Source organism: Thioclava sp. PTB-PU3-1 (assembly GCF_055666785.1).
In genome coordinates this window covers 621,540-644,985 of the sequence record NZ_JBVNVL010000001.1, presented here as the reverse complement: position 1 = coordinate 644,985, position 23,446 = coordinate 621,540, and the positions used below count along the sequence as shown (strand labels likewise).

The following is a 23,446-nucleotide window of genomic DNA, read 5'->3' as shown; positions in this document are numbered from 1 at the left end:
GGTGGTGCGGGATCAACCCTGCGACAGGCAGGCGGTGATCGTGTCCGCCATTCCCTGCATCAGGTCCTCGTACAGTCCGGGGCCATAGGTCAGCGCGGTGCCGGACGGATCGAGCGACTTGCCGAGCGTCACCGGCGTCCCATCGACGAGAATTTCGACCATTTTCGGATCGTGGTTCGTCTCCGGGAAAGCACAGACGGCATCCTTCGCCGAGGCCTCGTCGCGCAGGCTCACGAGATGGGCCGCGCCGGGGGTCGATGCATCGCTGGGCGAGAGCGCACCCATGATGGTCAGCCCGTAATGATCGGCCAGATAGCCGTAAGCTGCGTGATAGACGAGGAAGGGCTTGTCCGCGACCGGCGCAAACTCAGCCTTGAGCTTGGCGTCGAGCGTCTCGATCCGCGACTGCGCCGATTTGGCATTGGCTGCGTAGGTGTCGGCATGTTCGGGGTCGGCCTTGGAAAGATCTTCGGCGATCAGGCCGAGCCAGAGCTTCGCATTGTCGGGGTCGAGCCACGCATGGGGATCGGTCATCTGATCGATCTCGCCGTGGTCGTCGTGCCCCGCCTCGGCGTGCCCCTCGTTCTCGTCGAGATCGGCGCTGTGATCATGCGGGTCCTGCGCCGAGAAACTGCGCACATTCGTTCCGGGGGCGTGCAGCAGTTCGACCGATTGGCCCTTCACGCCGACGCCTTCGATGGCGCGTTCGAGCCACGGCGTCAGGCGCGGGCCGACCCAGAAGACGAGATCGGCATCCTGCAGATCGCGCGCTTGGCTGGGCTTTAGCTGATAGTGATGCGCGTCCGAATTCTGACCGAGCAGCACTTCGGGCTTGCCCAGATCGCCCATCACCTGTGCGACGAGCGACTGCACCGGGGGAACATCGGTGACGACGCTGGGCACCTCGGCTTGGGCGAGGGCGGGCAGTGCGGCAAGCGCGCTCACGAGAACGGGAAGGGTGGGGCGCATCGGATGTCTCCTGTCCAACTTGATCTGAGGAGCGGAACATGTATGTTATAAAATCACTCGTCAAGAAGAAATGTGATAAGGTAACGTTCTCGTGGGATCTTCGACCTCTTCCGCCAAGGCTTTCACGCCGCATGACCACAGCCGATGCGCCGGCACGACGCTGGCGCGCGCCGAGGCTGTCGCCGCCGAAAAGGGCGCGCGTCTGACCCCGGTGCGCAAGCGCGCGCTGGAAATTCTGCTGGAAGAACATCGGGCTATGGGCGCCTACGAGGTGCTCGACCGGCTCGCAGAGGATGGGTTCGGCAAGCAGCCGCCCGTGGCCTATCGCGCGCTGGAATTCCTTGTCGAGCACGGTCTTGCGCATCGCGTGCGCCGCCTGAATGCCTTCGCCGCCTGCATGAGCCCGGGCGAGGAACATGCGCCGGTCTTCCTGATCTGCCGCAATTGCGGAGAGGTCGCCGAGGCTGGGCCCGAAGAGGGGGCCGAAGAGGTGCGCCGCGCGCTGCAGGGCGCGGCGGAGCGGCTGAATTTCCATGTCGAGCGGGCGACCGTCGAGGCGCTGGGGCTGTGCCCGAACTGCGCCGCTGAGGAGGCGCAATGAGCGAGTTGATCACGGCGCAGGGCCTGAGCGTGCGCCATGGCGAGGTCGAAGTGCTTCACGGCGTCGACTTCACGATTTTCCCGGGCGAGATCGTCACTGTCGTCGGGCCGAACGGGTCGGGCAAATCGACGCTGATCCGCGCCCTGATCGGGCTGGAGCGCGCCGCACGCGGCAAGGTGAACCGTCAGGCGGGGCTGCGGATCGGTTATGTCCCGCAAAAGCTGCATGTCGATGCGAGCCTGCCGTTGACGGTGCGCCGCTTCCTGTCGCTGCCCAAGCGCGTCTCCAACGCGCGCGCCGAGGCCGCCCTGGAACGCACCGGCGTTCCGCATCTGGGTGGGCGGCAGATTTCGCGGCTTTCGGGCGGGCAGTTCCAACGTGTGCTTCTGGCGCGCGCCTTGCTGTCGGAGCCGCAGATCCTGATCCTCGACGAGCCGACGCAGGGGCTCGACCAGCCCGGCACGGCGGGGTTCTACAAGCTGATCGAGGAGGTCCGTCAGGAAACCGGCTGCGCGGTGCTGATGGTCAGTCACGATCTGCACGTCGTGATGTCGGCCTCGGATCGGGTGATCTGCCTCAACGGCCATGTCTGCTGTCAGGGCACGCCGAAGGTGGTGGCCGAGGCACCGGAATATCGCGCGCTGTTCGGGATGGGCACGCAAGGGGCCTTCGCGCTCTACCAGCATAGCCACGATCATGGCGAGCACGCGGATCACGCGACCTGCAGCCACGATCACGACCACGCCCATGACGAGGCACAAGACGGCACTCAAACCCACGGGCAGGCGCATGTTTGACGATTTTCTTTTCCGCGCGGCGCTGGCCGGGATCGGCCTGACCTTCGCGACCGGCCCCTTGGGCTCTTTCGTGGTGTGGCGGCGCATGGCCTATTTCGGCGACGCGACCGCCCATGCGGCGATCCTCGGCGTGGCGCTGAGCTTCGCCTTCGGCATCTCGGTCTATCTCGGCACGCTCGGCGTGGCGCTGGCGATGGCTCTCACCGTTGCACGGCTCTCGGGGCGCGGCCATGCGATGGACACGCTCCTGGGGGTGCTCGCCCATTCCGCGCTGGCCTTCGGCCTCGTCGCGGCGTCGCTGCAATCGGGGCTGCGGGTCGACCTGTCAGCTTGGCTGTTCGGCGATATCCTCGCCGTGTCGCGCAGCGATCTGGCCGTGGTCTGGGGCGGCTCGGCTGTGGTCGTGGCGCTGCTGGCATGGCGCTGGCAGGGGCTGCTGACCGCGACGATCAATGACGAGCTGGCGATGTCCTCGGGGCTTGACCCGCGGCGCGAGCAGATGGCGCTGACCATCGCGCTGGCGCTGACCGTGGCCGTGGCAATCAAGATCGTCGGTGCGCTGCTGATCGCGGCGCTGCTCATCATCCCGGCGGCCACGGCGCGGCAATTCGCGCGCGGGCCCGAGGCGATGGCGGCGGGCGCGACCGGGGTGGGGATCGCCTCGGTGCTGCTGGGGCTCTGGGGCTCGTTGCAGTTCGACACCCCCGCCGGTCCGTCGATCGTGGCGGCCTCGACCGTGCTCTTCGTGTTGTCCCTGCCGCTGCGTCGCGCGCGCTAAGCCGCGCTGCCGCTTGCCATTTCCCCTCCCGCGCGGTGAGATGCGCGGCAAAGGAGCCCCGATGGATCACCGCAGTTTCAAGACCCCGGCGCAGATATTCGTCGACCTCGCGGCGGGCAATCCGCAGCGTCGCATGGCTTTCGATCCCGCGCAGCGGCGCGCGGCGCTGCAGGCGCTCTCGCGCGCGATCCATGACTACGAAGCGGAGATCCTCGCGGCGCTGGCGGAGGATTTCGCCAAGCCCGAGGCCGAAATCCGCCTGAGCGAGATTCTGCCCGTTCAGGCCGAGATTTCGCACGCGCTGCGCAATCTTAAGACATGGACGCGCGTGCGCCGGGTGCGCCCGACCCGCGCCATGTTCGGCACCCGCGCGCGGATCGTGCCCGAGCCGAAGGGCACCGCGCTGATCATCGCGCCGTGGAATTACCCGCTGGCGCTGTCGCTCGGGCCGTTGGTGTCGGCCATCGCGGCGGGCTGTGCCGCGATCGTCAAACCGTCCGAGCTTGCCCCGGCCAGCGCCGCCGTGATCGCGCAGATCGTGGAGGAGGCGCTGCCTGCCGATCTCGTGCGCGTTGTACAGGGCGGGGTCGAGGTCAGTCAGGAACTGCTCGACCAGCCCTTCGATCATATCTTCTTCACCGGCTCGCCGCGGGTGGGCAAGATCGTGATGGCGGCGGCGGCGAAGCATCTGACGTCGGTGACGCTTGAGCTGGGGGGCAAATCCCCGGTCATCGTCGGCCCCGGTGCGGACCTGAAAAAGGCCGCGCGGATGATCGCCTGGGGCAAGTTCGCGAATGCCGGTCAGACCTGCATCGCCCCCGATCACGTCTATGTCGCCAAGCAGATCGAGGCGCCCTTTCTGGCCGAGCTGAAAGCCGCGATCGCGCGGATGTATGGCAAGACGGAAGAGGCGCAGGCGGCCTCGCGCGATCTCGCACGGATCATCAACCCGGATCATTTCGCCCGCCTGATGGGCATGATCGAGAGCGCGCAATCCGCCGGCGCAAAGGCGCTGACCGGTGCCACCAGCGAGGCCGAGAGCCGCTATATCGCGCCGACCGTCCTGATGGGCACCGACCCGTCGATGCGCGTCGAGCAGGAGGAGATTTTCGGCCCCGTTCTGCCGGTCATCCCCTTCGACGATGCGGCGGATGTGGTGGCGCGGATCGAGGCCGGACCGAAGCCGCTCGCCCTTTATATCTTCGAGCGCGACCGTGGTCTGATCGACCGGCTGCGCCGCGCGACCAGTTCCGGCGCGGTGGGCGTTAATGTCGCGCTGGTCCATTATCTGCACCAGAACCTGCCCTTCGGCGGGATCGGGAATTCGGGTGTCGGGGCCGCGCATGGACATTGGGGCTTCGAGGCTTTCACCCATCTTAAGCCTGTGCTCGAGAACCGGTTCGCGCCGCTTGCGATGCTGATGCCGCCCTATCGCAGCGGACGCATGGCGAAGCTTGCCCAGAAATTCCTGCGCTAAGTCCGACTGCAGATTTCACGCGTGATCGCGTTCCGCCACAAGCCCGTGTAATCGCTCCGGTTGGCGAAATCGCGCCCTAGTTGAACCCTTGTGATTAATAAGAAACAGGGGATTAACCAATGGCATCAACAGAAACGATGGCCGGAGGAGGCAAACTGCGGCGTGACGCCGGGGTCATCGGGCTGCTCTTTGCCTCCACCACCTCCATGATCGGCTCGGGCTGGTTGTTCGGCGCCTATCACGCCTCGAAAATCGCAGGGCCGCTCTCGGTCTGGTCCTGGGTGATCGGGGCGGCGATCATCATGCTGATCGCGCTGTGCTTTGCCGAACTCTCCACGATGTTCTCCAAATCCGGCGCGCTCGTCCATATGAGCCATGCGAGCCACGGCGCGACGCTGGGACGGCTCTGGGGCTGGATGCTGTTTCTCAGCTATGCGCCGGTGCCTGCGGTCGAGGCCGAGGGGATCGTCACCTATGCCAATAACTACCTGCCGTATTTCCTGCGCGGGGACGGGTCGGGCACGCTGACGCTGGTGGGCTTCATCACCTCCGCGCTGCTCCTGAGCGTGCTGGCGCTGCTGAACCTGCTCGCGATCAAGGCGCTGCTAAAGGTGAACAACACCGTCACGTGGTGGAAGATCGCCGTGCCGCTGATCACCGTGGTCGGGCTGATCGCGGCCTCGTCCCATTGGGGCGTCTGGCATGCGGCACCGGGCATCTACAAGGCGCAGGGCATGTTCACCGCCATTCCCGCCGCAGGGATCGTGTTCTCCTTCCTTGGCTTCCGCACCGCGATCGACCTGGGCGGCGAGAGCGCCAATCCGGGCCGCAATATCCCGATGGCGGTCATCGGGTCGGTCATTCTCGCCGCGATCGTTTATATCCTGCTGCAGGTGGCCTTCATCATGGCGCTCTCGCAGGGCGATCTGGCGAATGGCTGGGCGTCGTTGAGCTTCAAAGGCTCCGCTGGTCCCTTCGCCGGTCTCGCGGCGACGCTGGGCATGGGATGGCTGGCGCTGCTCCTTTACGTCGACGCTTATGTCTCTCCCGGCGGGACGGGGCTGATCTACGTCACCGGCGGCTCGCGTATCCTCTATGCGGTGGGTGACACCGAGAGCGGGCCGAGCGCACTGACCCATACGACCCGCCACGGCGTGCCGTGGCTGGCGGTCGCGGTAATGTGGGCGGTGGGCGTGTTCTTCCTGCTGCCCTTCCCGGCATGGCAGCTGCTGGTGGGCTATATCAGCTCGATCACGGTTCTGACCTACGGCCTCGGTCCGATCGTCCTGATGGTGCTGCGCCGCAGCCAACCCGATGCCGAGCGCGCCTTCCGCCTGAAAGGGGCGGAAATCCTCGCGCCGCTGGCCTTCATCGCGTCGAACCTCGTGATCTACTGGACGGGTTTCTACACCGACTCGATCCTGTTCGGGATGCTGCTCGGGGGCTTCGCAGTCTATGCGGTGGTCTTCCACGTCCTGCAGAAGAAATCCGCCTCCGAGTTCGGCTGGGGCCATATCGGCTGGCTGGCGCTGTGGTTCGGCGGGCTTTGGGTGATCACGGCGCTCGGAACGTCGGATCACGCGCTGAACGTGCTGAACTTCTGGAGCGGGATGGGCCTCGTCGCGGTGTGGTCGCTGGTGGTAATCTGGTTCGCGCTGCGCGCGGCTCTGCCCGCCGAGGAGACCGGCGCGCTGATGGAGCGTATCCAGCGCGGTAACTGAGCCTTTGCGAGATGACAAAAGGGCGCGCGGGGATACTCGCGCGCCTTTCTTATGTCCGCTTCACCTTCCAGCGGCGATGGATCCAGAGCCATTGCTCCATGTGCTTGAGGATCATCTCCTCCAGCCCGTCATTGAGCGTCTGCGTCATCGCCTCGGGGGTGCTGTGCGGCACGGGCTTGTCGGCATAGATCTTGAAGTTGAGCCCGTCGGGCTGCCGGATCGCGTAGATCGGCACCAGATCGGCTTTCATCTTCAGCGCCATTTCCGCCGCCGACAGCGGCGTGCGCGCGGGTAGGCCGAAGAAGCTCAGTTCCGCGCCCTTGTTGAAATGCTGGTCGAAGCCGAAGGCGACCATTCCGCCGTCGCGCAGGAATTTCATCATGTCGCCCAGCCCCCGGCGCGAGCGCGAGAACAGCGGCTCTGCGATGGCCGAGATGGTCGAGACATATTGCTCGTTGAAGAGCGGGTTGTTCATCGGGCGGTAGATCGCGCCGACCCGGTAGCCGCGCCCGGCCAGCGCCGCGCGCCACGCGTCGTAATTGCCGAAATGGCCCGCCGCGAGGACCACGGGGCGGTGCTCGCGATGGGCGGCCTCCAGCGTCGCGGCGCCCGGTCCCTCGATCGGCAGATCGCGCACGCGCTCCACGAATTCCGCGCCCGAATAGATCTCGGCCAGCATCCGGCCCAGATTGTCGGGCATCTCGCGCTGCAGCCGCTTGATCTCGTCCTCGGAGAGGTCCGGGCAGGCGATACGCAGGTTCTCGCGGATCTTGCGGGTGAATCCGAGGATCGGGGCCAGCCGCGCCACCATCCGCCCCGCCGCCGGGATGCGCCGCTCGTAGGGCAGGCGCTGGACCAGCCGCATCACTGCCACGAAAAGGGCATTCGAGGCGCGGTCGGACAGGGTGGGTTCGCGGTTCTTCATCGTGTCGAGTGTCAGGCTCTGGCTTGGCGCGCGGCACGGCGCTCACGCGACCAGACATAGAGGCCAGCCCCCACGATCACAAGCGCCCCGGCAATCGTGAACCCGTCGGGGAACTGCCCGAACATCAGCCATCCCCAGAAGGACGCGAACAGCAGACCCGAGTAACCGAAGGGTGCGAGCGTCGAGGCTTCGGCCAGCGCGAAGGCGCGGATGAGCAGGAATTGCGACAGGCTGCCCGCGAGCCCGAGACCGAGGAAAACCCACAGATCGGACAGCGCGATCGGCTGCCAGATGAAGGGCAGGGCGAGCGAGGAAAGCGCAAGCCCGGTGAAAGCCGACCACAGCTGCGAGGTGGCCGCGCTATCGCCGCGCAGGTAGCGCGTCAGAAGCACCGCGCCCGCGAAGCTGAACGCGGCCAGCAGCGCCAGAAACGCCGCCGGATGCAGCCCCCCGAAGCCCGGACGCAGGATGATCATCGCGCCCATGAAGGCCGCCAGAATGCCGAAGATGCGGTGCGGGCCCAGCCGCTCGCCCAGAAACAGCGCCGCGCCCAGCGTCACGATCACCGGGTTGAGGTCGCCAAGCGCGGTGGCGGTGGCCAGCGGCACATGTTTCAGCGCGTAGAAGAAGGACACGATCGCGCCCATCTGGAACAGCGCCCGGCCCAGCTGGAACTTCGGCTGTGCGCTACGGATTCGGCGCGGCAGGCTGCCGCGATAGATAACCGCCAGCACGGCGGCATTCACCGCGAAGCGCGCCCAGACGATCAGGAGCGGGTGATAGCCTTGCCCGAGAAGCTTCGCGAAAGCGTCCATCAGCGTCAGCATCGAGAACGCGCCAAGCATCAGCGCGATCCCCATCCCGGGACGATCGCCCTCGGGATGTGAAGAGGGGGCCACGGCGGGCCCCCTCGCAGTCGCTTTCAAGCCGGGCAGAGCCATCAGAGGAGGCTCTTGACCTTCTCGGCCACGGCCTCGGGGGTGATCCCGAACTTCTCGTAAAGCTCGCCTGCGGGGGCGGAAGCGCCGAAGCCCTCCATGCCCACGAAGCCGGCTTTCGCCTCGCGGCCACGCTCGCCCAGAAGCCAGCGGTCCCACGGCTGGCGCACGGCGGCCTCGACGGCCACACGGACCGAGTTCGGCGGCAGCACGCGCTTGCGGTAGGCCTCGTCCTGCTCGGCGAACAGCTCCATGCAGGGCATCGAGACGACACGGGTGCCGATCGCTTCCTTCTGCAGCAGCTCGCGGGCTTTGATAGCGATTTCCACTTCCGAGCCGGTCGCCATCAGGATCACCTGACGCTTGCCGTCGGCCTCGGCGAGGACGTAGGCGCCGCGCGCGGTGAGGTTCTGTGGCTTGTACTCGGTGCGCAGCGTCGGCAGACCCTGACGCGACAGCGCCAGAACCGAGGGCGTGCCCTCCTGGTTCATCGCGATTTCCCACGCCTCGGCGGTCTCGATGACATCGGCGGGGCGGAAGGTCAGCGTGTTGGGCGTCGCGCGGCAGATTGCCAGATGCTCGACCGGCTGGTGGGTCGGGCCGTCTTCGCCCAGACCGATGGAGTCATGGGTCATGACATAGACGGTCGGCACTTTCATCAGCGCCGACAGACGCATGGCGCCGCGCGCGTAGTCGGTGAAGCAGAAGAACGTGCCGCCATAGGGACGCACGCCGCCATGCAGCCACTGGCCGTTCATCGCAGCCGCCATGCCGTGCTCGCGGATACCGTAATGGATGTAGCGGCCCTTGCGGTTCTCCGGGTTGAAGACCGTCATGTCCTTCGACTTGGTCAGGTTCGAGCCGGTGAGGTCGGCCGAGCCGCCGATGGTCTCGGGGCAGGCGGCGTTGATCACGCCCAGCACCATCTCCGACGCCTTGCGGGTCGCGACTTTCGGCGCGGCTTCGGCCTGCTCTTTCTTGAACTTGCGGATCGCGCCGGTCAGCTTCTTCGAGACGCCGCCTTCCATGATGCGGGTGAACTCGGCCTGCTTGGCTGCCGAGAGCTTGCCGAAGCGCTCTTCCCATTCGCCACGCTCTGCCGCGCCGCGGGTGCCGATCGCTTCCCATTGCGACTTCACGTCGGCGGGGATTTCGAACGGGCCGTGATCCCAGCCGTAGATCGCCTTGGTGCGTGCGATCTCCTCGTCGCCCAGCGGCGAGCCGTGGGCCGAGTAGCTGTCGGCTTTGGTCGGTGCGCCGAAGCCGATAATGGTCTTGCAGTCGACCAGAACCGGACCCTTGGCTTTCTTCGCCTTGGTCAGCGCCTCGTCGATGGAGGCCGGATCGTGGCCGTCGCAGGCAAACACGGTCCAGCCCGACGCTTCGAAGCGCTTGCGCTGGTCGGTCTTATCGGACATCGACACGCGGCCGTCGATGGTGATGTCGTTATTGTCCCACAGCACGATCAGGTTCGACAGTTCCTGCATCCCGGCAAGGCCGATGGCCTCCTGGGAGATGCCTTCCATCAGGCAGCCGTCGCCTGCGATGACCCAGGTGCGGTGATCGACGAGCTTCTTGCCCCATTGCGCGCGCAGCGCCTCTTCGGCGATGGCCATGCCGACCGAAGTCGCGAGGCCCTGGCCGAGCGGGCCGGTCGTGGTCTCCACTGCGTCGAGCAGGAAGTTCTCGGGGTGGCCGGCGGTCAGAGCGCCCGACTGGCGGAAGTTCTTGATTTGGTCGAGCGTCACCTGCTCGTCGCCGCAGAGATAGAGCAGCGAGTAGATCAGCATCGAGCCGTGGCCGGCCGACAGGATGAAGCGGTCGCGGTCAGCCCATTTCGGGTTCTTCACGTCGAATTTCAGGTGGTTCTGGAACAGAACGGTCGCGACATCGGCCATGCCCATCGGCATGCCGGGGTGACCGGAATTTGCGGCCTGTACCGCATCCATCGCCAGTGCGCGGATCGCGGAGGCAAGTTTCCAATGCTCAGGATGGGCGGCGCGCAGCTCTTCGATTTCCATGAAACGTCCTTTCGCAGGGCAGCAGTTGGATGGGTCCGCGCCCCTGATAGCAGGGATCGGCCCAAGATCAAGCGCGGCCCACAAGTGCTTGGGGCAAAAGGGTGGGCTTGCCCTGTCGCAAAAGGTTAGACTTAACGAAACTCGCAGTCGGCCGCGATTCGGTCATGGCAAGCGAAAAACATGAGGACGAGGAGGCGCGTATGAGTGACATAGCCGAATACGAACGCCGCATCGCTTTCGCGCTAGAGCGGATCGGGCGCGGGGTCGAAGCGCTCAAGCAGCGCGAAGCATTGCAGGCGCAAGCTGCACAGGATGCCACGCACCAGCCCGAGCCGGAGACCGCGCCGCCCGCCGAGGCAGAGCTGCCCCCCGTACCCGAGGCGCCGCCCGAAGCGATTGCCGATCCGGCGGAAGTGGCCGAATTGAAGGCCGCGCTCGCCGCCGAGCAGGAAGCCAATGCGCAACTCTCCGAACGCGTCCGCGCGATCCGCGAGAAACAGGACACCACGCTGGGGGCGATGGAGCGCAAATACGGCGCGGCCGTGCGCGCGCAGGAAGCCGCTTTCAAGGAAGTCGCAGCGCTCAAGCAAGCCAACGCGGCGCTGGTCGCGGCCAATCGCAAGCTGATGGACGAGGGCGTGGCCTTCTCCGAGGAGGCGCTGATGGCCGAGCTGCAAAGCCTGCGCGCCGCGCGCGACGGCGAGAGCGCCGAGCTGGAGCAGATCATCGCGGGTCTCGACCCGATCATCGAAGCGGCGAACCGCGAGGAGGAGACCGATGCCTGAGGTGACGATTTCCATCGGCGGCCGCGATTTTCAGGTCGCCTGCCAAGAGGGTGAAGAACATTTCCTGCGCTCGGCCGCCGGGATGCTCGACAGCGAGGCGCAGGTGCTTCTGGGCCAGATCGGGCGGGTGCCCGAGAACCGGATGCTGCTAATGTCGGGGCTGATGCTGGCCGACAAGGCGGCGGGCATCGAGGATCAGCTGCGCGACGCAATGAACCGTCTGGGCGAATTGCAGGCGAAGATCGACGAGCTGCAGTCGAACCCGGCGCATGTCGAAGTGCCGATCGTGCCGCCCGAAGTGACCGAAACGCTGGCCGAGATCGCCGCGCGCGCGGAGTCGCTTGCCGACCGGGTCGAGGACGACGCGTGAGGCGGGGGCTCTTTGGCGCGGCGCTCGCATGCGTCGCGCTGGCGGGACCGGTCGCGGCGCAGGACGCGGTGCAGGGCACAGCCCCGGATGACGGGTCGGTGGAGCGGTTGGAGCCGCTCAATCCGATTGTCGGCGACGGCCCCTCGGCGGTGGTGAACGCCACCTATCATTGCGAGCGCGGCGCGGAAGTGCACGCGGCCTATCTCAACGACACCGATCCGCAGCGCGTCGTCGTGTTTCTACAGGGGCGGCAGGTTGTGATGAGCCATATCCGCTCTGCCGATGGTGCGAAATATGCCGAGGATGGCGAGGGCGAAGCCGGCTATGTCTGGTGGACGCGCGGCGCGCAGGCGATGCTCGACTGGATCGCCGAGGATGGCGAGGTGCAACCGCTGCTCAGGGCCTGCCGCCAAGAATAAGGGCCGCAACGCGGATCAGCGCGGCGGCCCTTGTTCGTTCGTTCGGGAAACCTGAAGCGCCGCGCGCTTACTCGGCCGCCTTCATCTCGAAGCCTTTTTCAAGCTGATCCGACGGTGTGATCGGATACTCGCCCGAGAAGCAGGCATCGCAATATTGCGGGCAGGAATTGTCGCGGCCCTCGGCCTCGCCCACGGCGCGATACAGTCCGTCGAGCGAGATGAATTTCAGGCTGTCCACGCCAACCCAGTCGCGCATTTCTTCTTCAGTCATCTGCGCCGCGAGCAGCTTGTCGCGGTTCGGCGTGTCGACGCCGTAGAAGCACGGCCATGCGGTCGGCGGCGAGGCGATACGGAAATGCACCGACTTCGCGCCCGCATCGAGGATCATGTCCTTGATCTTGCGCGAGGTGGTGCCGCGCACGACCGAGTCGTCGACAAGGACCACGCGCTTGCCGCGAATGAGCGACTTGTTGACGTTGAGCTTGAGGCGCACGCCCATGTTGCGGATCTGCTCGGTCGGTTCGATGAAGGTGCGGCCCATATACTGGTTGCGCGTGATCCCGAGCGCGAAGGGGATGCCGCTTTCCTGACTGTAGCCGATCGCCGCCGGGGTGCCGCTGTCGGGCACGGGGCAGACCAGATCGGCCTCGACCGGGGCCTCGCGGGCCAGCTCGACGCCGATCGCGCGGCGGGTCTCGTAGACCGAGCGGCCGCCGATCATGCTGTCGGGGCGCGAGAAATAGACATGTTCGAAGATGCAGAAGCGGCCGGTGGAGGGGCCGAAGGGGCGCGAGCTCTCGATATGGCCGTCCTGGATGACGACCATCTCGCCCGGATCGATCTCACGGACGAAATCCGCGCCGATGATGTCGAGCGCGCAGGTCTCCGAGCTTAGCACATAGCCATGCTCGCCCAGCTTGCCCAGCACCAGCGGGCGCACGCCCAGCGGGTCGCGCACACCGATCAGCTTGGTCCGCGTCATCGCGACGATCGAGAAGGCGCCTTCCACGCGGCGCAGCGCATCGGCGATCCGGTCGGCATGCTTGCGCTGGATCGAGCGCGCCATCAGGTGGATGATGCATTCGCTGTCGGACGACGACTGGAAGATCGCGCCGCGTTCGATCAGCTCACGACGCAGCGCGTCGGCATTGGTCAAGTTGCCGTTATGGGCGACCGCGCAGCCGCCCATCGAGAATTCGCCGAAGAAGGGCTGGATGTCGCGGATCACCGCACCTTTGGAGCCGGCGGTGGAGTAACGCACATGGCCGATGGCGACATCGCCCGGCAGCGTTTCCATCAGGCTCGACTTGGTGAAGTTGTCGCGGACATAGCCGAAACGGTGGGCCGAATTGAAACCGGTGGCGGCGTCATGGGCGACGATGCCGCCCGCTTCCTGACCGCGGTGTTGGAGGGCGTGAAGACCGAGGGCCACGAAATTCGCGGCGTCGGAAATGCCGACAACACCGAAGACGCCGCATTCTTCCTTGAGCTTGTCGTCGTCGAAAGGGTGGGCGTAGTGGGTCTTCTGGGCGGCGGGGCAGGACATGGCAATCAGCTCCGTATGACGCTAGGGGAGGGCGCTTTGGCCCATTTATAGACAAACGCGAGAGGTGTTAACCCCTCGCGCCTGTAAAACCGTCATGTGACTGACATCAATTCTCGGTCGCCGGAGGCAGTTCATCCGTCCGGGCCGGGGCATCCGCGCCCGGAGGGGCGGGGCAGGCGGCCACAAGTTGTTCGTAACGCTGAACGATCCAGCCGGGTGCATCGGCGGGCATCGATTCGTCGAGCTGGCCAGACGCGCGCGAGAACACTTTGGCCGAACGCGAGTCGTCGACCACCGGCACGGGATCGTTGCTCATCACGCGGTCATAGACCACGAAGGCCACCGCCACGAGGACCACCCCGCGCAGCACGCCGAACAGGAAGCCCAGACCCTGGTCGATCCCGCCAAGCGCCGAGCGTTGCACGGCCGAGGCGAATAGCGGCGTGAGGATCGAGAAGACGACCAGTGCGACGGCGAAGACCACCGCGAAACCGCCGATCATGCCCAGCTCGCAGCTTTGGCCGATGAACTTGTCGAGGCCGGGAATTTGCTGAACGAGAGGGCGTGCCTCGTTGGCGAAGATATAGGCGACGATCGCCGCTGCGATCCAGCCGACGATGGCCAGCGCCTCGCGCACGAAACCCCGCGAATAGGCGAGGATCGCCGAAAGAATGATGACGACCGCCACGATGGCATCGACAATGGTGAACCCGTCCATTTGCGCTCCTATGTTCTCGGCGTTAACCGGCGCCGAACATCTCCCCGGTAAATGTCACGAGATCGCCCAGCTTGCGCAATGCCATCCCGCTCGACCCTTCGGCTTTCGTTCCCGAGGGTGCGATCGCCTGTGAAAAACCAAGTTTCGCCGCTTCTTTCAACCTGTTTTCCGCTTGACCCACGGGACGCAGCGCGCCCGACAGGCTGATTTCGCCGAAAATGACCATATCGGCAGGCAGTGCCACATCTTCGCGCGCGCTGAGAAGCGCTGCGGCCGCGGCGAGGTCGGCTGCGGGCTCCACGACCTTCATGCCGCCCGCGACATTGAGAAACACGTCGAGCCCCGCAAACGGGATGCCACAGCGCGATTCCAGCACCGCGAGAATGGTCGAAATCCGTCCGCTATCGAGCCCGACCACGGTGCGCCGCGGCGAGGCGAGCGTGGACGGCGCAACCAGCGCCTGAATCTCTGTCAGCACAGGCCGCGTGCCTTCGATTCCTGCGAAAACCGCCGAGCCCGGTGCGGGTTGGCCGCGCTCGGACAGGAACAGCGCGGAAGGGTTGGCGACCTCGGCCAGACCCGCGCCGGTCATCTCGAAGACGCCGATCTCGGAAGCCGGGCCGAAGCGGTTCTTCACCGCGCGCAGGATGCGGAACTGGTGGCCGCGCTCGCCTTCGAAATAGAGCACCGTGTCGACCATATGCTCGATTACGCGCGGGCCCGCGATCTGGCCTTCCTTGGTGACGTGGCCGACCAAGATGACGGCGGTGCCGCGCTTTTTGGCGAAGCTCACCAATTCGTGTGCGGCGGCGCGCAACTGGCTCACCGATCCCGGCGCGCTGTCGACATTGTCCGACCACATGGTCTGAATCGAATCGATGATGACGAGGTCGGGGCGCTCGGTTTCCAGCGTCGTCAGGATGTCGCGCAGGGATGTTTCTGCGCCCAGACCGACCGGAGCATCGGCCAGCCCAAGACGTTGCGCGCGCATCCGCACCTGGCTCGCCGCTTCCTCGCCCGAGATATAGAGCGCCTTCACGCCTTTGCGGGCGAAGCTGGCCGTCGCTTGCAGCAGAAGCGTCGATTTCCCGATGCCGGGATCGCCGCCGACCAGAACGGCAGAGGCCGCGACCAGACCGCCGCCCAGGACACGGTCCAACTCCTCCATGCCCGATTTTACGCGGGCAGGCGGGGTTTCCTTCGTGTCGAGCGCGGTGAGCGGGATCACCTTGCCCTTCGCGCCCTTCATGCCGGAGCCGGGCGTGGTCGAGATCGGCGCTTCCTCGTGGATCGAGTTCCATGCGCCGCAGGCGTCGCAGCGCCCGGACCATTTGGCATGCGTCGCGCCGCATTCGGCACAGCGGAAGATCGCGGATTGCTTGGCCATAAGGTCAGCTACGTTCCAGATTGGCGGCGATCAGGCTCGCGCATTGCTCGGGATGGGTGGCGGGCAGCATATGACCGGCGCCCTCGACGCAGGCCACGCCCACGTCCGGAAGACGCGCAGCGATCGCCTCGGCCACTTTCGGCATCGTCGCGGGCGAGCGGTCGCCATGGATGATCATCGCGGGCGCGTCGATCTGCTCGATCCCATCGGGCCGCACGATCTGCGCCGGATCCTCGAAATTGGCGCGGGAGATATTCTCTACCATCGGCATGCAGGCGGTGAAGCGCTCGCGTTGCGTCTCGGAATAGCTGTCCCACGGCTGACCGGTTCCCCAGTCGCGCATGAAGCCGCGCGCCGCCGGTTCATAGTCGCCCGCTTCCATCAATTGCTCGAAGTGATCTTGCTTGGCGCGCAGGTCCTGCCAATCCGGATCGTCCTCGGGGAGCGCCGCGAACAGGACCGGCTCGATCAAGGTCAGCGAGCGGACGGCCTCGGGGGCGCCCACCGCGATGCGCAGCGCGACCGAGGCGCCGAAACTATGCCCGATCAGGTCCACGGGGCGCTCGATGAAGCTGGCCGCGATGCGCGTCACCAGCGTCTGGAAGCTGCCCGGCTCGCTCGTGTCGCCGCGCCAAGGGGCGGATTGCCCGTGGCTCGGCTGATCGAAGGCGACGGCGTGGATCTGCTGGCCCAGCGGTATCAGCGCCTTCGCCCAGAGGTTCGAACTGCCCAAGGTGCAATGGATCGCGATGGCGGGGCGCTCGCCTTGACCGAAGCTCTGCCAGAACACTTCGGCCCCTTGTCGTTGATCACGCGGCATTCAGAGCGTCCCCAGATAGTCGTCGAGCAGCTCCAGATGGTCCTGACCCCAGAACCGCTCGTCGGTATCGGTCACGATATAGAAGGGCGAGCCGAAGACACCGGCCTCGACCGCGTCCTCTAGGTTTCTCTCATAGGTGACCGCGCCATCAAAGAGGCCGGTGGTCGCCAGATTGCCGTCAAAGCCGTTGGCTTCCAGCGCCGCGCGGATCACTTCGTCCGAGGCGATATCCTTATCCTCGGCCCAGCAGGCGCGCAGGATCGCGTTGACCAGACCGCCCACATCGCCACCACCGGCTTTTTGCGCCGCGATGATCGCATAAGACGACGGTGCGGGGTTCGGCGGATAGCCGGGAGGCGTGGTGTTCATCTCCATCCCGAGCCGCTTGGACCAGCGCTTGAGCTCCTGCATCCGATACTCCATCCGGCTCTGGTGGCGCTGCGCCGGGCGCACCCCGCCGGTGCGGTCGAACAGGCCCAGAAGGTCGAGCGGCTTATAGGTGACTTCGGCGCCGTGACGCGCCGCGATTTCTTCGAATCGCGGGCCGCCGAGGTAGGCCCAGGGGCTGAACGTGCCGAAATAGTAGTCGATCCGTGCCATTCATAACACTTTCTTGACAGTCGAAATTGCCGCCACGCTACCCCGGTGCTAAGGCAGGCGCAATCAAGCGAATCCCGCCGGGACTGCCCGGCGTCACGAAGGAACTGGCCCATGTCCGTCGTCACCGAACCGAAGCTCATCTCCGGAAATTCCAACAAACCGCTCGCGCAATCCATCGCGCGGCGCATGTCGATGCATCGCGGCATGTCCGTCGGTTTGGTGGATGCGCGGGTCGAGCGTTTCAACGATGGCGAGATTTTCGTCGAAGTTTTCGAGAACGTCCGCGGCGAGGATATGTTCATCATCCAGCCGACCTCGAACCCGGCCAATGATAACCTGATGGAGCTGCTGATCATCACCGACGCGCTCAAACGCTCCTCGGCCGATCGCATCACCGCCGTGATCCCCTATTTCGGCTATGCCCGTCAGGATCGCCGGACCAAGGCCCGCACGCCGATCTCGGCCAAGCTGGTCGCGAACCTGCTGACCGAAGCCGGGGTCGACCGCATCCTGACGCTCGACCTGCACGCAGCCCAGATCCAGGGCTTCTTCGATATTCCGGTGGACAACCTCTACGCCTCGCCGGTCTTCGCGCTCGATATCCTGCACAACTTCAAAGGTCAGACCGACGATATCATGGTCGTCTCGCCCGACGTGGGCGGCGTGGCCCGCGCGCGTGAGCTGGCCAAGCGGATCGACGCACCGCTCTCCATCGTCGACAAGCGCCGCGAGAAGGCGGGCGAAGTGGCCGGCATGACCGTGATCGGCGACGTGAAGGGCCAGAAATGCATCATCGTCGACGATATGGTCGACACGGCGGGCACGCTGTGCAAGGCCGCCGATCTGCTGATGGAGCACGGCGCGACCGAGGTTCACGCCTATATCTCCCACGGCGTCCTGTCGGGCCCGGCGGTCGAGCGCGTGACCAATTCGGCGCTGAAATCGCTGGTCATCACCGACTCGATCGAGCCGACCGACGCGGTGAAAGCTTGCCCGAACATCCGCATCGTGCCGACCGCGCCGATGTTCGCGCAGGCGATACTCAACACCTGGTCCGGCACGTCCGTGTCGTCGCTCTTCGAGACCGACACGCTCGTCCCGATCTACGAGGGCATGTATACCCGCGACTGATCCGCGGTTCGCCCGAGACAAGAAAAAGGCCCGGATCTAAGCGATCCGGGCCTTTTTCATTGCGCCCGAGCCCGAGCGCGGGGTTACGAGGCTTTCTTGAGCGCCTTCTTCGCCTCTTTCAGCTTCTTTTCCTGACGCTCGACCTTGGCCTTGCGCGTCTTCACTTCCTGCTTCAGCTCTTTGAGCTTCGCTTTCTTCGCCATGATCCGGCTCCTCTATGTCAACCGCTAGCCTTTGCATCGTGCGGCAACGGTCCCGCGATGTATAGAGCCGGGCGTCGGTGCCTTTGTTTTCGCGTCGGCCAAAGGTCGGGCTGGACAGCGCCGCGTGGCGCGGCGATGACTTGAGCATGCGCCTTTTCGCCCTCACCGCCCTCGTCATGGTCGCCTTCGCGGCCAATTCGGTGCTCAACCGGATGGCGGTGCATGATGCGGGATGGGGGCCTGCCGCGACGGGCTTCGTGCGGCTCGCCTCGGGGGCGCTGGTGCTGCTGATCCTTGCGATCCGGGCCAAAGGCGCGCGCGGGCTTCGACTGCCGGGCGCGGTGCTGGGGGCAGGGGTTGCGACGCTGGCGCTTTACATCTTCGGGTTTTCCATCGCGAGCGGGCTGATCGACGCAGGCGTCGGCGCGCTGACTCTGTTCGGAATGGTGCAGATCACCATGTTCGCGGGCGCCCTGTGGCTGCACGAGGCGATCTCGCTCTGGCGCTGGATCGGCGCGGGGCTGGCCTTTGCGGGTCTGGCTGTTCTGCTGCTGCCCGCCTCGGGCGCGGCCCATATCGACCCGAGGGGCTTCGCAATGATGGCTCTAGCTGGCGTTGGCTGGGGGCTCTATTCGCTCAACGGACGACGCACGGGCGATCCACTGGTCGCGACCGCACTCAACTTCGCTCTCGCCACGCCGCTTGCGCTGATCTGGATGCTGGGCGCGGGCGATTGGGGGCAGGGGGAAAGCTGGGGCTGGACGCCTGCGATCCTCTCGGGCGCAGTCACCTCGGGGCTGGGCTATGCGCTTTGGTATCGCGTGATACCGCAAATCCCCGCGAGCCTCGCTGCCATCGCTCAACTCTCCGTGCCCTTGATCGCGGCGCTGGGCGGGGCGGTTTTGCTCGCGGAAACGCCTTCGGCACGCTTCTGGCTGGCCGCGGCGCTGGTGATCGGCGGGATCGCCCTCTCGCTGAGGCGAAAAACCTGAGCGCATCTCTCGGATTTTGGGGCCGGAAACGGCTTGACCTCGGAACCTCCAGCGCTTCTTTAGTGTTTGACACACGTACCTTCGAACTAATGAGAGGACATCATGGCTTTTGAACTTCCCGATCTTCCCTATGCCCACGACGCACTCGCGGATCTCGGCATGTCGAAGGAAACCCTCGAATATCACCACGACATTCACCACAAGGCCTATGTCGATAACGGCAACAAGGCGATTGCCGGTACCGAATGGGAAGGCAAGTCGGTCGAAGAGATCGTGAAGGGCACCTACCAGCCGAACGCGGTTGCGCAGAGCGGCATCTTCAACAACGCTTCGCAGCATTGGAACCACACCCAGTTCTGGGAAATGATGGGTCCGGGCAACTCGGCGATGCCGAGCGAGCTGGAAAAGGCGCTGACCGAAAGCTTCGGCTCGGTCGACAAGTTCAAGGAAGACTTCGCCGCCGCAGGCGCGGGCCAGTTCGGCTCGGGCTGGGCATGGCTCGTGAAGGACACCGACGGATCGCTGAAAGTGACCAAGACCGAGAATGGCGTGAACCCGCTGTGCTTCGGTCAGACCGCGCTTCTGGGCTGCGACGTGTGGGAGCACTCCTACTACATCGACTTCCGCAACAAGCGCCCCGCCTACCTGTCGAACTTCCTCGACAAGCTGGTGAACTGGGAAAACGTCGCTTCGCGCATGTAATTTCCGCGCGCGATACGAATTGGAAGGGCGTCCTGCGGGGCGCCCTTTTTCGTTTTTGTACCCGTGATGATTGCCGGAACGGAAAGCCTGCAAAGCAGGAACTGCGACCCTGCCAAATCGGTTTTCTTGACAGCTACCAGAAACCAAGAGGAGGATGTGATGGCAGAGCGTATTCGTTCCAAGGACGGCAAGCGCGAAACCGAAGAGGTCCTCGGCGAGAAGCCCGAGAATATCGACACGCCGCAGGGGCAAGGCAGCTCGGGCGGGAACCTCAATCGCAAGGTCGGCACCCGCGACGAGAAGAAACGCCTGGATGAGACTTCGGCAGGCGCGACCCGTCCGTTGGGCGGCGACGAGCGCGACAGCGGTGAAAAGGAGAAGATGTGATGACCAAGCTTTCCAAAGGCACCTGGGTTGTGATCGCGGATGGCGAGAAGGCGCTGTTTCTTGAAAACATGATGGACGAGCAGGATCCCAACCTCGTCGTGCGCCGCATCGACGAGCAGGAGAACCCGCCGGATCACGAGCAGGGCACCGACAGCCCCGGTCGCATGGCCGATGACGGCCCCGGCCATCGCTCGGCCTTCCAGGAGACCGACTGGCACGAGCTGGCGAAGATGCGCTTCGCCGACGATCTGGCCGAGCGGCTCTACAAGATGGTCCATAAGGGCCGGATCGAGCGGCTGGTGATCGTTGCGGCGCCGCGCGTCCTGGGCGAAATCCGCTCTGCACTGCATAAGGAAGTCTCCGACGTGGTGGTGGCCGAGATCGACAAGACGCTGACCAATCACCCGCGCGACGAGATCGAGAAGCTGGTGAAGGAAGAGCTCGCGACCGCCTGAGCCGCGCCTCGCCAAGATGACAGGAAAAGCGCCGTGCGGGTCTCGCGCGGCGCTTCTTTATTGGGAATTTGGGAAGGGAGTGGGGGGCGCTGATGGCGCCGAGCGCCACCGATCATTCAAAGCGCGATGCTTCTCTGGATGTCTGTCGAGCAACGCAAAAACGCCGCGCGAAACCCGCGCGGCGTTCGTTTGATGTGAAGGAACGAGGCGGCTCAGTCGTCGCTCTCGAGGCTCTGCTTGAGCGTTTCGATATCGGGGTCGCTGGCGCGCGGGACGATCCGATAGACGGCGTTGACGAAGCAGAACACGGAGAACCCGAGAAGGCCCACGCAGATCGCCCCGGTCAGGAACTGCCCGAACGGGTGTCCGCGCAGCCAGTCGAACACCTTGCCAAGCCCGCCCGCGCTGGAGGGATCGTAGCTATAGGCCGCATAGACGATCAGCGCGCCCATGATCGCGATTACGACGCCCTGCGCCGCAAGCCCCGCCTGCAGCACGATATTGGCACGCCGGGTGACCTCGTTGGCTTTCAGGTGCTTCAGATAGGCCTTGGTGATCCCCTTATAGAGGTAGTAGCCACCCGCGCCGATCACGATCAGCCCGATGATGCCAAGCGCGATGCGCCCCATCGGTGCGCTCAGGATCGTGGAGACCAGCTTGCTCGTCCCGTTGTCGCCGCTGGCGCGCGCGACCAGTGCTGTCACCGCAATGCCGCCGATGCCCAAATGCACGAGGCCACTTACGACGAGGCCGATCCGCGCGAACCAGCCTTTGATGTCATCGCCATAGGCCTCAAGATCCCAGACCGCATCGACCACGCGCCAGATCGCATAAGCCGCCATGCCGAGGGCGATGGCGACCAGCACCACGGCGCCCCAGCCGCTCGACAGCTTCTCCAGCACCTGCTTTGTGCCCTCGGCGCTGCCGCCATGAAAAAGCGACCAGAGCGATACGCCGGCGACGACGAGATAAACCAGCCCGCGTCCCCCATAGCCCGTGCGCATTACGGGCACTGCCCAAGCGAAATCGTCGGGGTCGTGGCTGTCTGTAGCGGACATTGGCGGTCTCTCTCGGTACTGTGAATTGACGCAGACCCAATGCGTGGACAAGCGCACAGGTTCCCGTGAGGCGCGGCCTTTCCTTTCGCCCGCCAATCGGTCAGGGTCACGCGGTTGAGAGAAGGGAATTTCGATGAACGAGGCGGTCAAGGGCTTCTGGGCGATGGTGACGGCCTGCGTCATCTGGGGGCTGTCGGGCCTCTATTACAAAATGCTCGACGGGATGCCGCCGATCGAGGTGCTTGCCCATCGCACGCTCTGGTCCTTCCTGTTCTTCGCCGTGATCCTCGGGCTGAAAGGCCGCCTTGGCGAGCTTTGGGTCGCGCTGGCGGAACGTCGCGGGCGCGGAACGCTGGTGATCGCGACAGCGGCGTTTATGATCTCGGCCAACTGGTTCACCTTCATCTGGTCGGTCCATTTCGGCCATGCGGTGCAGGCGTCGCTCGGCTATTACATCTTCCCGCTCGTCGCCGTCGTCCTCGGGCTGATCGTTTATCGTGAGGCGCTGAGCACGCGGCAGTGGATGGCGGTCGCGCTGGCGGCCACGGCGGTCATCGTCCTGACGATCGGGCTGGGCGTCGCGCCTTGGGTCTCGCTGATCCTTGCCGCGACTTTCGGCACTTACGGGCTGATCAAGAAGGGGCTGCGCGCAGGTCCGATGGTCTCGGTCTGCGCCGAGGTGCTGTTGCTCTCGCCGGTCGCTTTGATCGTGCTCTGGGGCTATCACGCGGGTTGGTGGGGCAGCGCGCCCGGCGCGGGCCATTTCGGCGGCGACTGGAAGACGACGCTGCTTCTGATCTTCTCCGGCCCGCTGACCGGTACGCCTTTGCTGCTGTTTGCCTATGCGGCGCAGCGCGTGCGGATGGCGACCGTGGGGCTGGTGCAATATCTCAACCCGACACTGCAATTCGCGGTGGCGACGCTTGCTTTCGGCGAGACGGTCACGATCTGGCACGCGATCGCGCTGGGGCTGATCTGGACGGCGCTCGCGCTCTATTCCAGCGCCAACCTGCGGATGCGCCGCCCGCAGCCTGCGGCACAGCCAGCCACGCAGCGCGGATTAGGCGAAGGCTGAGACGAGCGCGCTTTCCAGCTCCGCCACGCTATCGACCGTCACGACCAGCTCGCGCAGCGACGCATCCGCGAAGCCCTCGCCGATGATATGGTCGATCAGCGCCTCGAGCGGCGCCCAGTAGCCTTCGATATTGAGCAGATAGATCGGCTTCTCATGCAGGCCGATCTGGCGCCATGTCAGCACTTCGAACAGCTCATCGAGCGAGCCCGCGCCGCCCGGCAGCACCACCACCGCATCGGCATTCATGAACATCACCTTCTTGCGCTCGTGCATCGTCTCGGTGACGACGAAGGTGGTCAGGTCGCGCTTGCCGACCTCGCGCGGGAAGAGGTGCTCGGGGATCACGCCAAAGGTGCGCCCGCCCGCGGTTTGCGCCGCGCGCGCGACCTCTCCCATCAGCCCGACATCGCCCGCGCCGTAGACCAGCTGCCAGTCGCGCGCGGCGAGCATCTCTCCGGTTTCCTGCGCTGCTGCCGCATAAGCGGGCTTCGCGCCCGAACGAGAGCCGCAATAGACACAGACGGAACGGGGAAGGGTCATGACGGTGTCTCCGAAAATGCATTGTTATTGA

At 65.3% G+C, this 23,446-nt stretch carries 25 protein-coding genes; 14 read left to right on the top strand and 11 right to left on the bottom strand.

Annotation, left to right across the window (positions count from 1 at the left end):
- Positions 1–12: 12 nt before the first annotated feature.
- Positions 13–969, bottom strand: a complete 957-nt coding sequence (locus ACZ7GB_RS02875) for a zinc ABC transporter substrate-binding protein (protein ID WP_472157594.1) — start codon at positions 967–969, stop codon at positions 13–15.
- Between the two features lie 91 nt (positions 970–1,060).
- Here ACZ7GB_RS02875 and ACZ7GB_RS02870 point away from each other — a divergent pair, with 91 nt between their 5' ends.
- The 5 genes from ACZ7GB_RS02870 to ACZ7GB_RS02850 all read left to right on the top strand — a co-directional run bounded on the left by ACZ7GB_RS02870 (position 1,061) and on the right by ACZ7GB_RS02850 (position 6,343).
- On the top strand, positions 1,061–1,570 hold the full coding sequence (locus ACZ7GB_RS02870; protein WP_078569424.1) for a Fur family transcriptional regulator: 510 nt from the start codon (positions 1,061–1,063) through the stop codon (positions 1,568–1,570).
- Positions 1,567–2,367, top strand: coding sequence for a metal ABC transporter ATP-binding protein (locus tag ACZ7GB_RS02865; RefSeq protein WP_472157593.1), 801 nt, complete (start codon positions 1,567–1,569; stop codon positions 2,365–2,367). Before ACZ7GB_RS02870 ends, ACZ7GB_RS02865 begins: the two co-directional genes overlap by 4 nt.
- Positions 2,360–3,145, top strand: coding sequence for a metal ABC transporter permease (locus ACZ7GB_RS02860; protein WP_078519617.1), 786 nt, complete (start codon positions 2,360–2,362; stop codon positions 3,143–3,145). The genes ACZ7GB_RS02865 and ACZ7GB_RS02860 overlap by 8 nt, the downstream gene beginning before the upstream one ends.
- A gap of 61 nt (positions 3,146–3,206) precedes the next feature.
- The gene (locus ACZ7GB_RS02855; protein ID WP_472157592.1) at positions 3,207–4,622 is read left to right on the top strand and encodes an aldehyde dehydrogenase family protein; all 1,416 of its coding nucleotides are present in this window, start codon (positions 3,207–3,209) and stop codon (positions 4,620–4,622) included.
- A 119-nt stretch (positions 4,623–4,741) separates the two neighbouring features.
- A complete protein-coding gene (locus tag ACZ7GB_RS02850; protein ID WP_472157591.1) occupies positions 4,742–6,343 on the top strand; it encodes an APC family permease in 1,602 nt (533 codons plus the stop codon).
- Positions 6,344–6,392: 49 nt separating this feature from the next.
- Here ACZ7GB_RS02850 and ACZ7GB_RS02845 read toward each other — a convergent pair whose 3' ends face one another.
- The 3 genes from ACZ7GB_RS02845 to tkt are packed head-to-tail and all read right to left on the bottom strand — an operon-like array spanning position 6,393 to position 10,227.
- Positions 6,393–7,268 carry a lysophospholipid acyltransferase family protein gene (locus ACZ7GB_RS02845; RefSeq protein WP_472157590.1) on the bottom strand — a complete coding sequence of 292 codons (876 nt, stop codon included), beginning with the start codon at positions 7,266–7,268 and terminating at the stop codon, positions 6,393–6,395.
- A gap of 11 nt (positions 7,269–7,279) precedes the next feature.
- A complete protein-coding gene (locus ACZ7GB_RS02840; RefSeq protein WP_472157589.1) occupies positions 7,280–8,167 on the bottom strand; it encodes a DMT family transporter in 888 nt (295 codons plus the stop codon).
- A 41-nt stretch (positions 8,168–8,208) separates the two neighbouring features.
- Positions 8,209–10,227, bottom strand: a complete 2,019-nt coding sequence (tkt, locus tag ACZ7GB_RS02835) for a transketolase (protein ID WP_472157588.1) — start codon at positions 10,225–10,227, stop codon at positions 8,209–8,211.
- Between the two features lie 200 nt (positions 10,228–10,427).
- Between tkt and ACZ7GB_RS02830 the strand changes: the two genes are divergently transcribed.
- The 3 genes from ACZ7GB_RS02830 to ACZ7GB_RS02820 are packed head-to-tail and all read left to right on the top strand — an operon-like array spanning position 10,428 to position 11,801.
- Positions 10,428–11,012 (top strand): hypothetical protein, encoded by a 585-nt coding sequence (locus tag ACZ7GB_RS02830; protein WP_472157587.1) that lies wholly within the window; start codon positions 10,428–10,430, stop codon positions 11,010–11,012.
- Complete coding sequence (locus tag ACZ7GB_RS02825; RefSeq protein WP_078569416.1) at positions 11,005–11,382, top strand: cell division protein ZapA; 378 nt, start codon at positions 11,005–11,007, stop codon at positions 11,380–11,382. The genes ACZ7GB_RS02830 and ACZ7GB_RS02825 overlap by 8 nt, the downstream gene beginning before the upstream one ends.
- Positions 11,379–11,801: an MliC family protein gene (locus ACZ7GB_RS02820; protein ID WP_472157586.1), complete on the top strand. Its 423-nt coding sequence runs from the start codon at positions 11,379–11,381 to the stop codon at positions 11,799–11,801. The genes ACZ7GB_RS02825 and ACZ7GB_RS02820 overlap by 4 nt, the downstream gene beginning before the upstream one ends.
- Positions 11,802–11,868: 67 nt before the next feature.
- Here ACZ7GB_RS02820 and purF read toward each other — a convergent pair whose 3' ends face one another.
- From purF to ACZ7GB_RS02795, 5 genes are all read right to left on the bottom strand, one after another.
- Positions 11,869–13,347 (bottom strand): amidophosphoribosyltransferase, encoded by a 1,479-nt coding sequence (purF, locus tag ACZ7GB_RS02815; protein WP_078539679.1) that lies wholly within the window; start codon positions 13,345–13,347, stop codon positions 11,869–11,871.
- Between the two features lie 106 nt (positions 13,348–13,453).
- Positions 13,454–14,065, bottom strand: coding sequence for a CvpA family protein (locus tag ACZ7GB_RS02810; RefSeq protein ID WP_078569415.1), 612 nt, complete (start codon positions 14,063–14,065; stop codon positions 13,454–13,456).
- A 22-nt stretch (positions 14,066–14,087) separates the two neighbouring features.
- A complete protein-coding gene (gene radA, locus ACZ7GB_RS02805) occupies positions 14,088–15,452 on the bottom strand; it encodes a DNA repair protein RadA (RefSeq protein ID WP_078539678.1) in 1,365 nt (454 codons plus the stop codon).
- A 4-nt stretch (positions 15,453–15,456) separates the two neighbouring features.
- Positions 15,457–16,272 (bottom strand): alpha/beta fold hydrolase, encoded by an 816-nt coding sequence (locus tag ACZ7GB_RS02800; protein ID WP_152842858.1) that lies wholly within the window; start codon positions 16,270–16,272, stop codon positions 15,457–15,459.
- The gene (locus ACZ7GB_RS02795; RefSeq protein WP_472157585.1) at positions 16,273–16,872 is read right to left on the bottom strand and encodes a DsbA family protein; all 600 of its coding nucleotides are present in this window, start codon (positions 16,870–16,872) and stop codon (positions 16,273–16,275) included.
- A 111-nt stretch (positions 16,873–16,983) separates the two neighbouring features.
- Here ACZ7GB_RS02795 and ACZ7GB_RS02790 point away from each other — a divergent pair, with 111 nt between their 5' ends.
- The 5 genes from ACZ7GB_RS02790 to ACZ7GB_RS02770 all read left to right on the top strand — a co-directional run bounded on the left by ACZ7GB_RS02790 (position 16,984) and on the right by ACZ7GB_RS02770 (position 20,742).
- A complete protein-coding gene (locus tag ACZ7GB_RS02790; protein ID WP_078519603.1) occupies positions 16,984–18,003 on the top strand; it encodes a ribose-phosphate pyrophosphokinase in 1,020 nt (339 codons plus the stop codon).
- A gap of 349 nt (positions 18,004–18,352) precedes the next feature.
- Positions 18,353–19,198: a DMT family transporter gene (locus ACZ7GB_RS02785; RefSeq protein WP_472157584.1), complete on the top strand. Its 846-nt coding sequence runs from the start codon at positions 18,353–18,355 to the stop codon at positions 19,196–19,198.
- A 102-nt stretch (positions 19,199–19,300) separates the two neighbouring features.
- On the top strand, positions 19,301–19,900 hold the full coding sequence (locus tag ACZ7GB_RS02780; protein WP_078599425.1) for a superoxide dismutase: 600 nt from the start codon (positions 19,301–19,303) through the stop codon (positions 19,898–19,900).
- A gap of 159 nt (positions 19,901–20,059) precedes the next feature.
- Entirely contained in the window at positions 20,060–20,287 is a 228-nt protein-coding gene (locus ACZ7GB_RS02775; protein ID WP_098412449.1) for a hypothetical protein, read from the top strand.
- Positions 20,287–20,742 carry a baeRF12 domain-containing protein gene (locus tag ACZ7GB_RS02770; protein ID WP_078519599.1) on the top strand — a complete coding sequence of 152 codons (456 nt, stop codon included), beginning with the start codon at positions 20,287–20,289 and terminating at the stop codon, positions 20,740–20,742. Before ACZ7GB_RS02775 ends, ACZ7GB_RS02770 begins: the two co-directional genes overlap by 1 nt.
- Positions 20,743–20,954: 212 nt before the next feature.
- On the opposite strand, the gene ACZ7GB_RS02765 is transcribed toward ACZ7GB_RS02770, so the two are convergent.
- Complete coding sequence (locus tag ACZ7GB_RS02765; RefSeq protein ID WP_472157583.1) at positions 20,955–21,800, bottom strand: DUF1206 domain-containing protein; 846 nt, start codon at positions 21,798–21,800, stop codon at positions 20,955–20,957.
- A gap of 133 nt (positions 21,801–21,933) precedes the next feature.
- On the opposite strand from ACZ7GB_RS02765, the gene rarD reads away from it, so the two are divergent.
- Positions 21,934–22,875: an EamA family transporter RarD gene (gene rarD / locus ACZ7GB_RS02760; RefSeq protein WP_472157582.1), complete on the top strand. Its 942-nt coding sequence runs from the start codon at positions 21,934–21,936 to the stop codon at positions 22,873–22,875.
- Here rarD and ACZ7GB_RS02755 read toward each other — a convergent pair.
- On the bottom strand, positions 22,861–23,415 hold the full coding sequence (locus ACZ7GB_RS02755) for an LOG family protein (protein ID WP_078519596.1): 555 nt from the start codon (positions 23,413–23,415) through the stop codon (positions 22,861–22,863). The two genes, rarD and ACZ7GB_RS02755, sit on opposite strands and share 15 nt — an antisense overlap.
- Between the last annotated feature and the right edge of the window lie 31 nt (positions 23,416–23,446).

Excerpts from the sequence above, each read along its gene's own strand:
- ACZ7GB_RS02875 (WP_472157594.1), bottom strand. The coding sequence starts at position 969 with ATGCGCCCCACCCTTCCCGTTCTCGTGAGCGCGCTTGCCGCACTGCCC.
- ACZ7GB_RS02865 (WP_472157593.1), top strand. The coding sequence starts at position 1,567 with ATGAGCGAGTTGATCACGGCGCAGGGCCTGAGCGTGCGCCATGGCGAG.
- ACZ7GB_RS02860 (WP_078519617.1), top strand. The coding sequence starts at position 2,360 with ATGTTTGACGATTTTCTTTTCCGCGCGGCGCTGGCCGGGATCGGCCTG.
- ACZ7GB_RS02855 (WP_472157592.1), top strand. The coding sequence starts at position 3,207 with ATGGATCACCGCAGTTTCAAGACCCCGGCGCAGATATTCGTCGACCTC.
- ACZ7GB_RS02850 (WP_472157591.1), top strand. The coding sequence starts at position 4,742 with ATGGCATCAACAGAAACGATGGCCGGAGGAGGCAAACTGCGGCGTGAC.
- ACZ7GB_RS02845 (WP_472157590.1), bottom strand. The coding sequence starts at position 7,268 with ATGAAGAACCGCGAACCCACCCTGTCCGACCGCGCCTCGAATGCCCTT.
- tkt (WP_472157588.1), bottom strand. The coding sequence starts at position 10,227 with ATGGAAATCGAAGAGCTGCGCGCCGCCCATCCTGAGCATTGGAAACTT.
- ACZ7GB_RS02830 (WP_472157587.1), top strand. The coding sequence starts at position 10,428 with ATGAGTGACATAGCCGAATACGAACGCCGCATCGCTTTCGCGCTAGAG.
- ACZ7GB_RS02825 (WP_078569416.1), top strand. The coding sequence starts at position 11,005 with ATGCCTGAGGTGACGATTTCCATCGGCGGCCGCGATTTTCAGGTCGCC.
- purF (WP_078539679.1), bottom strand. The coding sequence starts at position 13,347 with ATGTCCTGCCCCGCCGCCCAGAAGACCCACTACGCCCACCCTTTCGAC.
- ACZ7GB_RS02810 (WP_078569415.1), bottom strand. The coding sequence starts at position 14,065 with ATGGACGGGTTCACCATTGTCGATGCCATCGTGGCGGTCGTCATCATT.
- radA (WP_078539678.1), bottom strand. The coding sequence starts at position 15,452 with ATGGCCAAGCAATCCGCGATCTTCCGCTGTGCCGAATGCGGCGCGACG.
- ACZ7GB_RS02800 (WP_152842858.1), bottom strand. The coding sequence starts at position 16,272 with ATGCCGCGTGATCAACGACAAGGGGCCGAAGTGTTCTGGCAGAGCTTC.
- ACZ7GB_RS02795 (WP_472157585.1), bottom strand. The coding sequence starts at position 16,872 with ATGGCACGGATCGACTACTATTTCGGCACGTTCAGCCCCTGGGCCTAC.
- ACZ7GB_RS02790 (WP_078519603.1), top strand. The coding sequence starts at position 16,984 with ATGTCCGTCGTCACCGAACCGAAGCTCATCTCCGGAAATTCCAACAAA.
- ACZ7GB_RS02785 (WP_472157584.1), top strand. The coding sequence starts at position 18,353 with ATGCGCCTTTTCGCCCTCACCGCCCTCGTCATGGTCGCCTTCGCGGCC.
- ACZ7GB_RS02780 (WP_078599425.1), top strand. The coding sequence starts at position 19,301 with ATGGCTTTTGAACTTCCCGATCTTCCCTATGCCCACGACGCACTCGCG.
- ACZ7GB_RS02775 (WP_098412449.1), top strand. The coding sequence starts at position 20,060 with ATGGCAGAGCGTATTCGTTCCAAGGACGGCAAGCGCGAAACCGAAGAG.
- ACZ7GB_RS02770 (WP_078519599.1), top strand. The coding sequence starts at position 20,287 with ATGACCAAGCTTTCCAAAGGCACCTGGGTTGTGATCGCGGATGGCGAG.
- ACZ7GB_RS02765 (WP_472157583.1), bottom strand. The coding sequence starts at position 21,800 with ATGTCCGCTACAGACAGCCACGACCCCGACGATTTCGCTTGGGCAGTG.
- rarD (WP_472157582.1), top strand. The coding sequence starts at position 21,934 with ATGAACGAGGCGGTCAAGGGCTTCTGGGCGATGGTGACGGCCTGCGTC.
- ACZ7GB_RS02755 (WP_078519596.1), bottom strand. The coding sequence starts at position 23,415 with ATGACCCTTCCCCGTTCCGTCTGTGTCTATTGCGGCTCTCGTTCGGGC.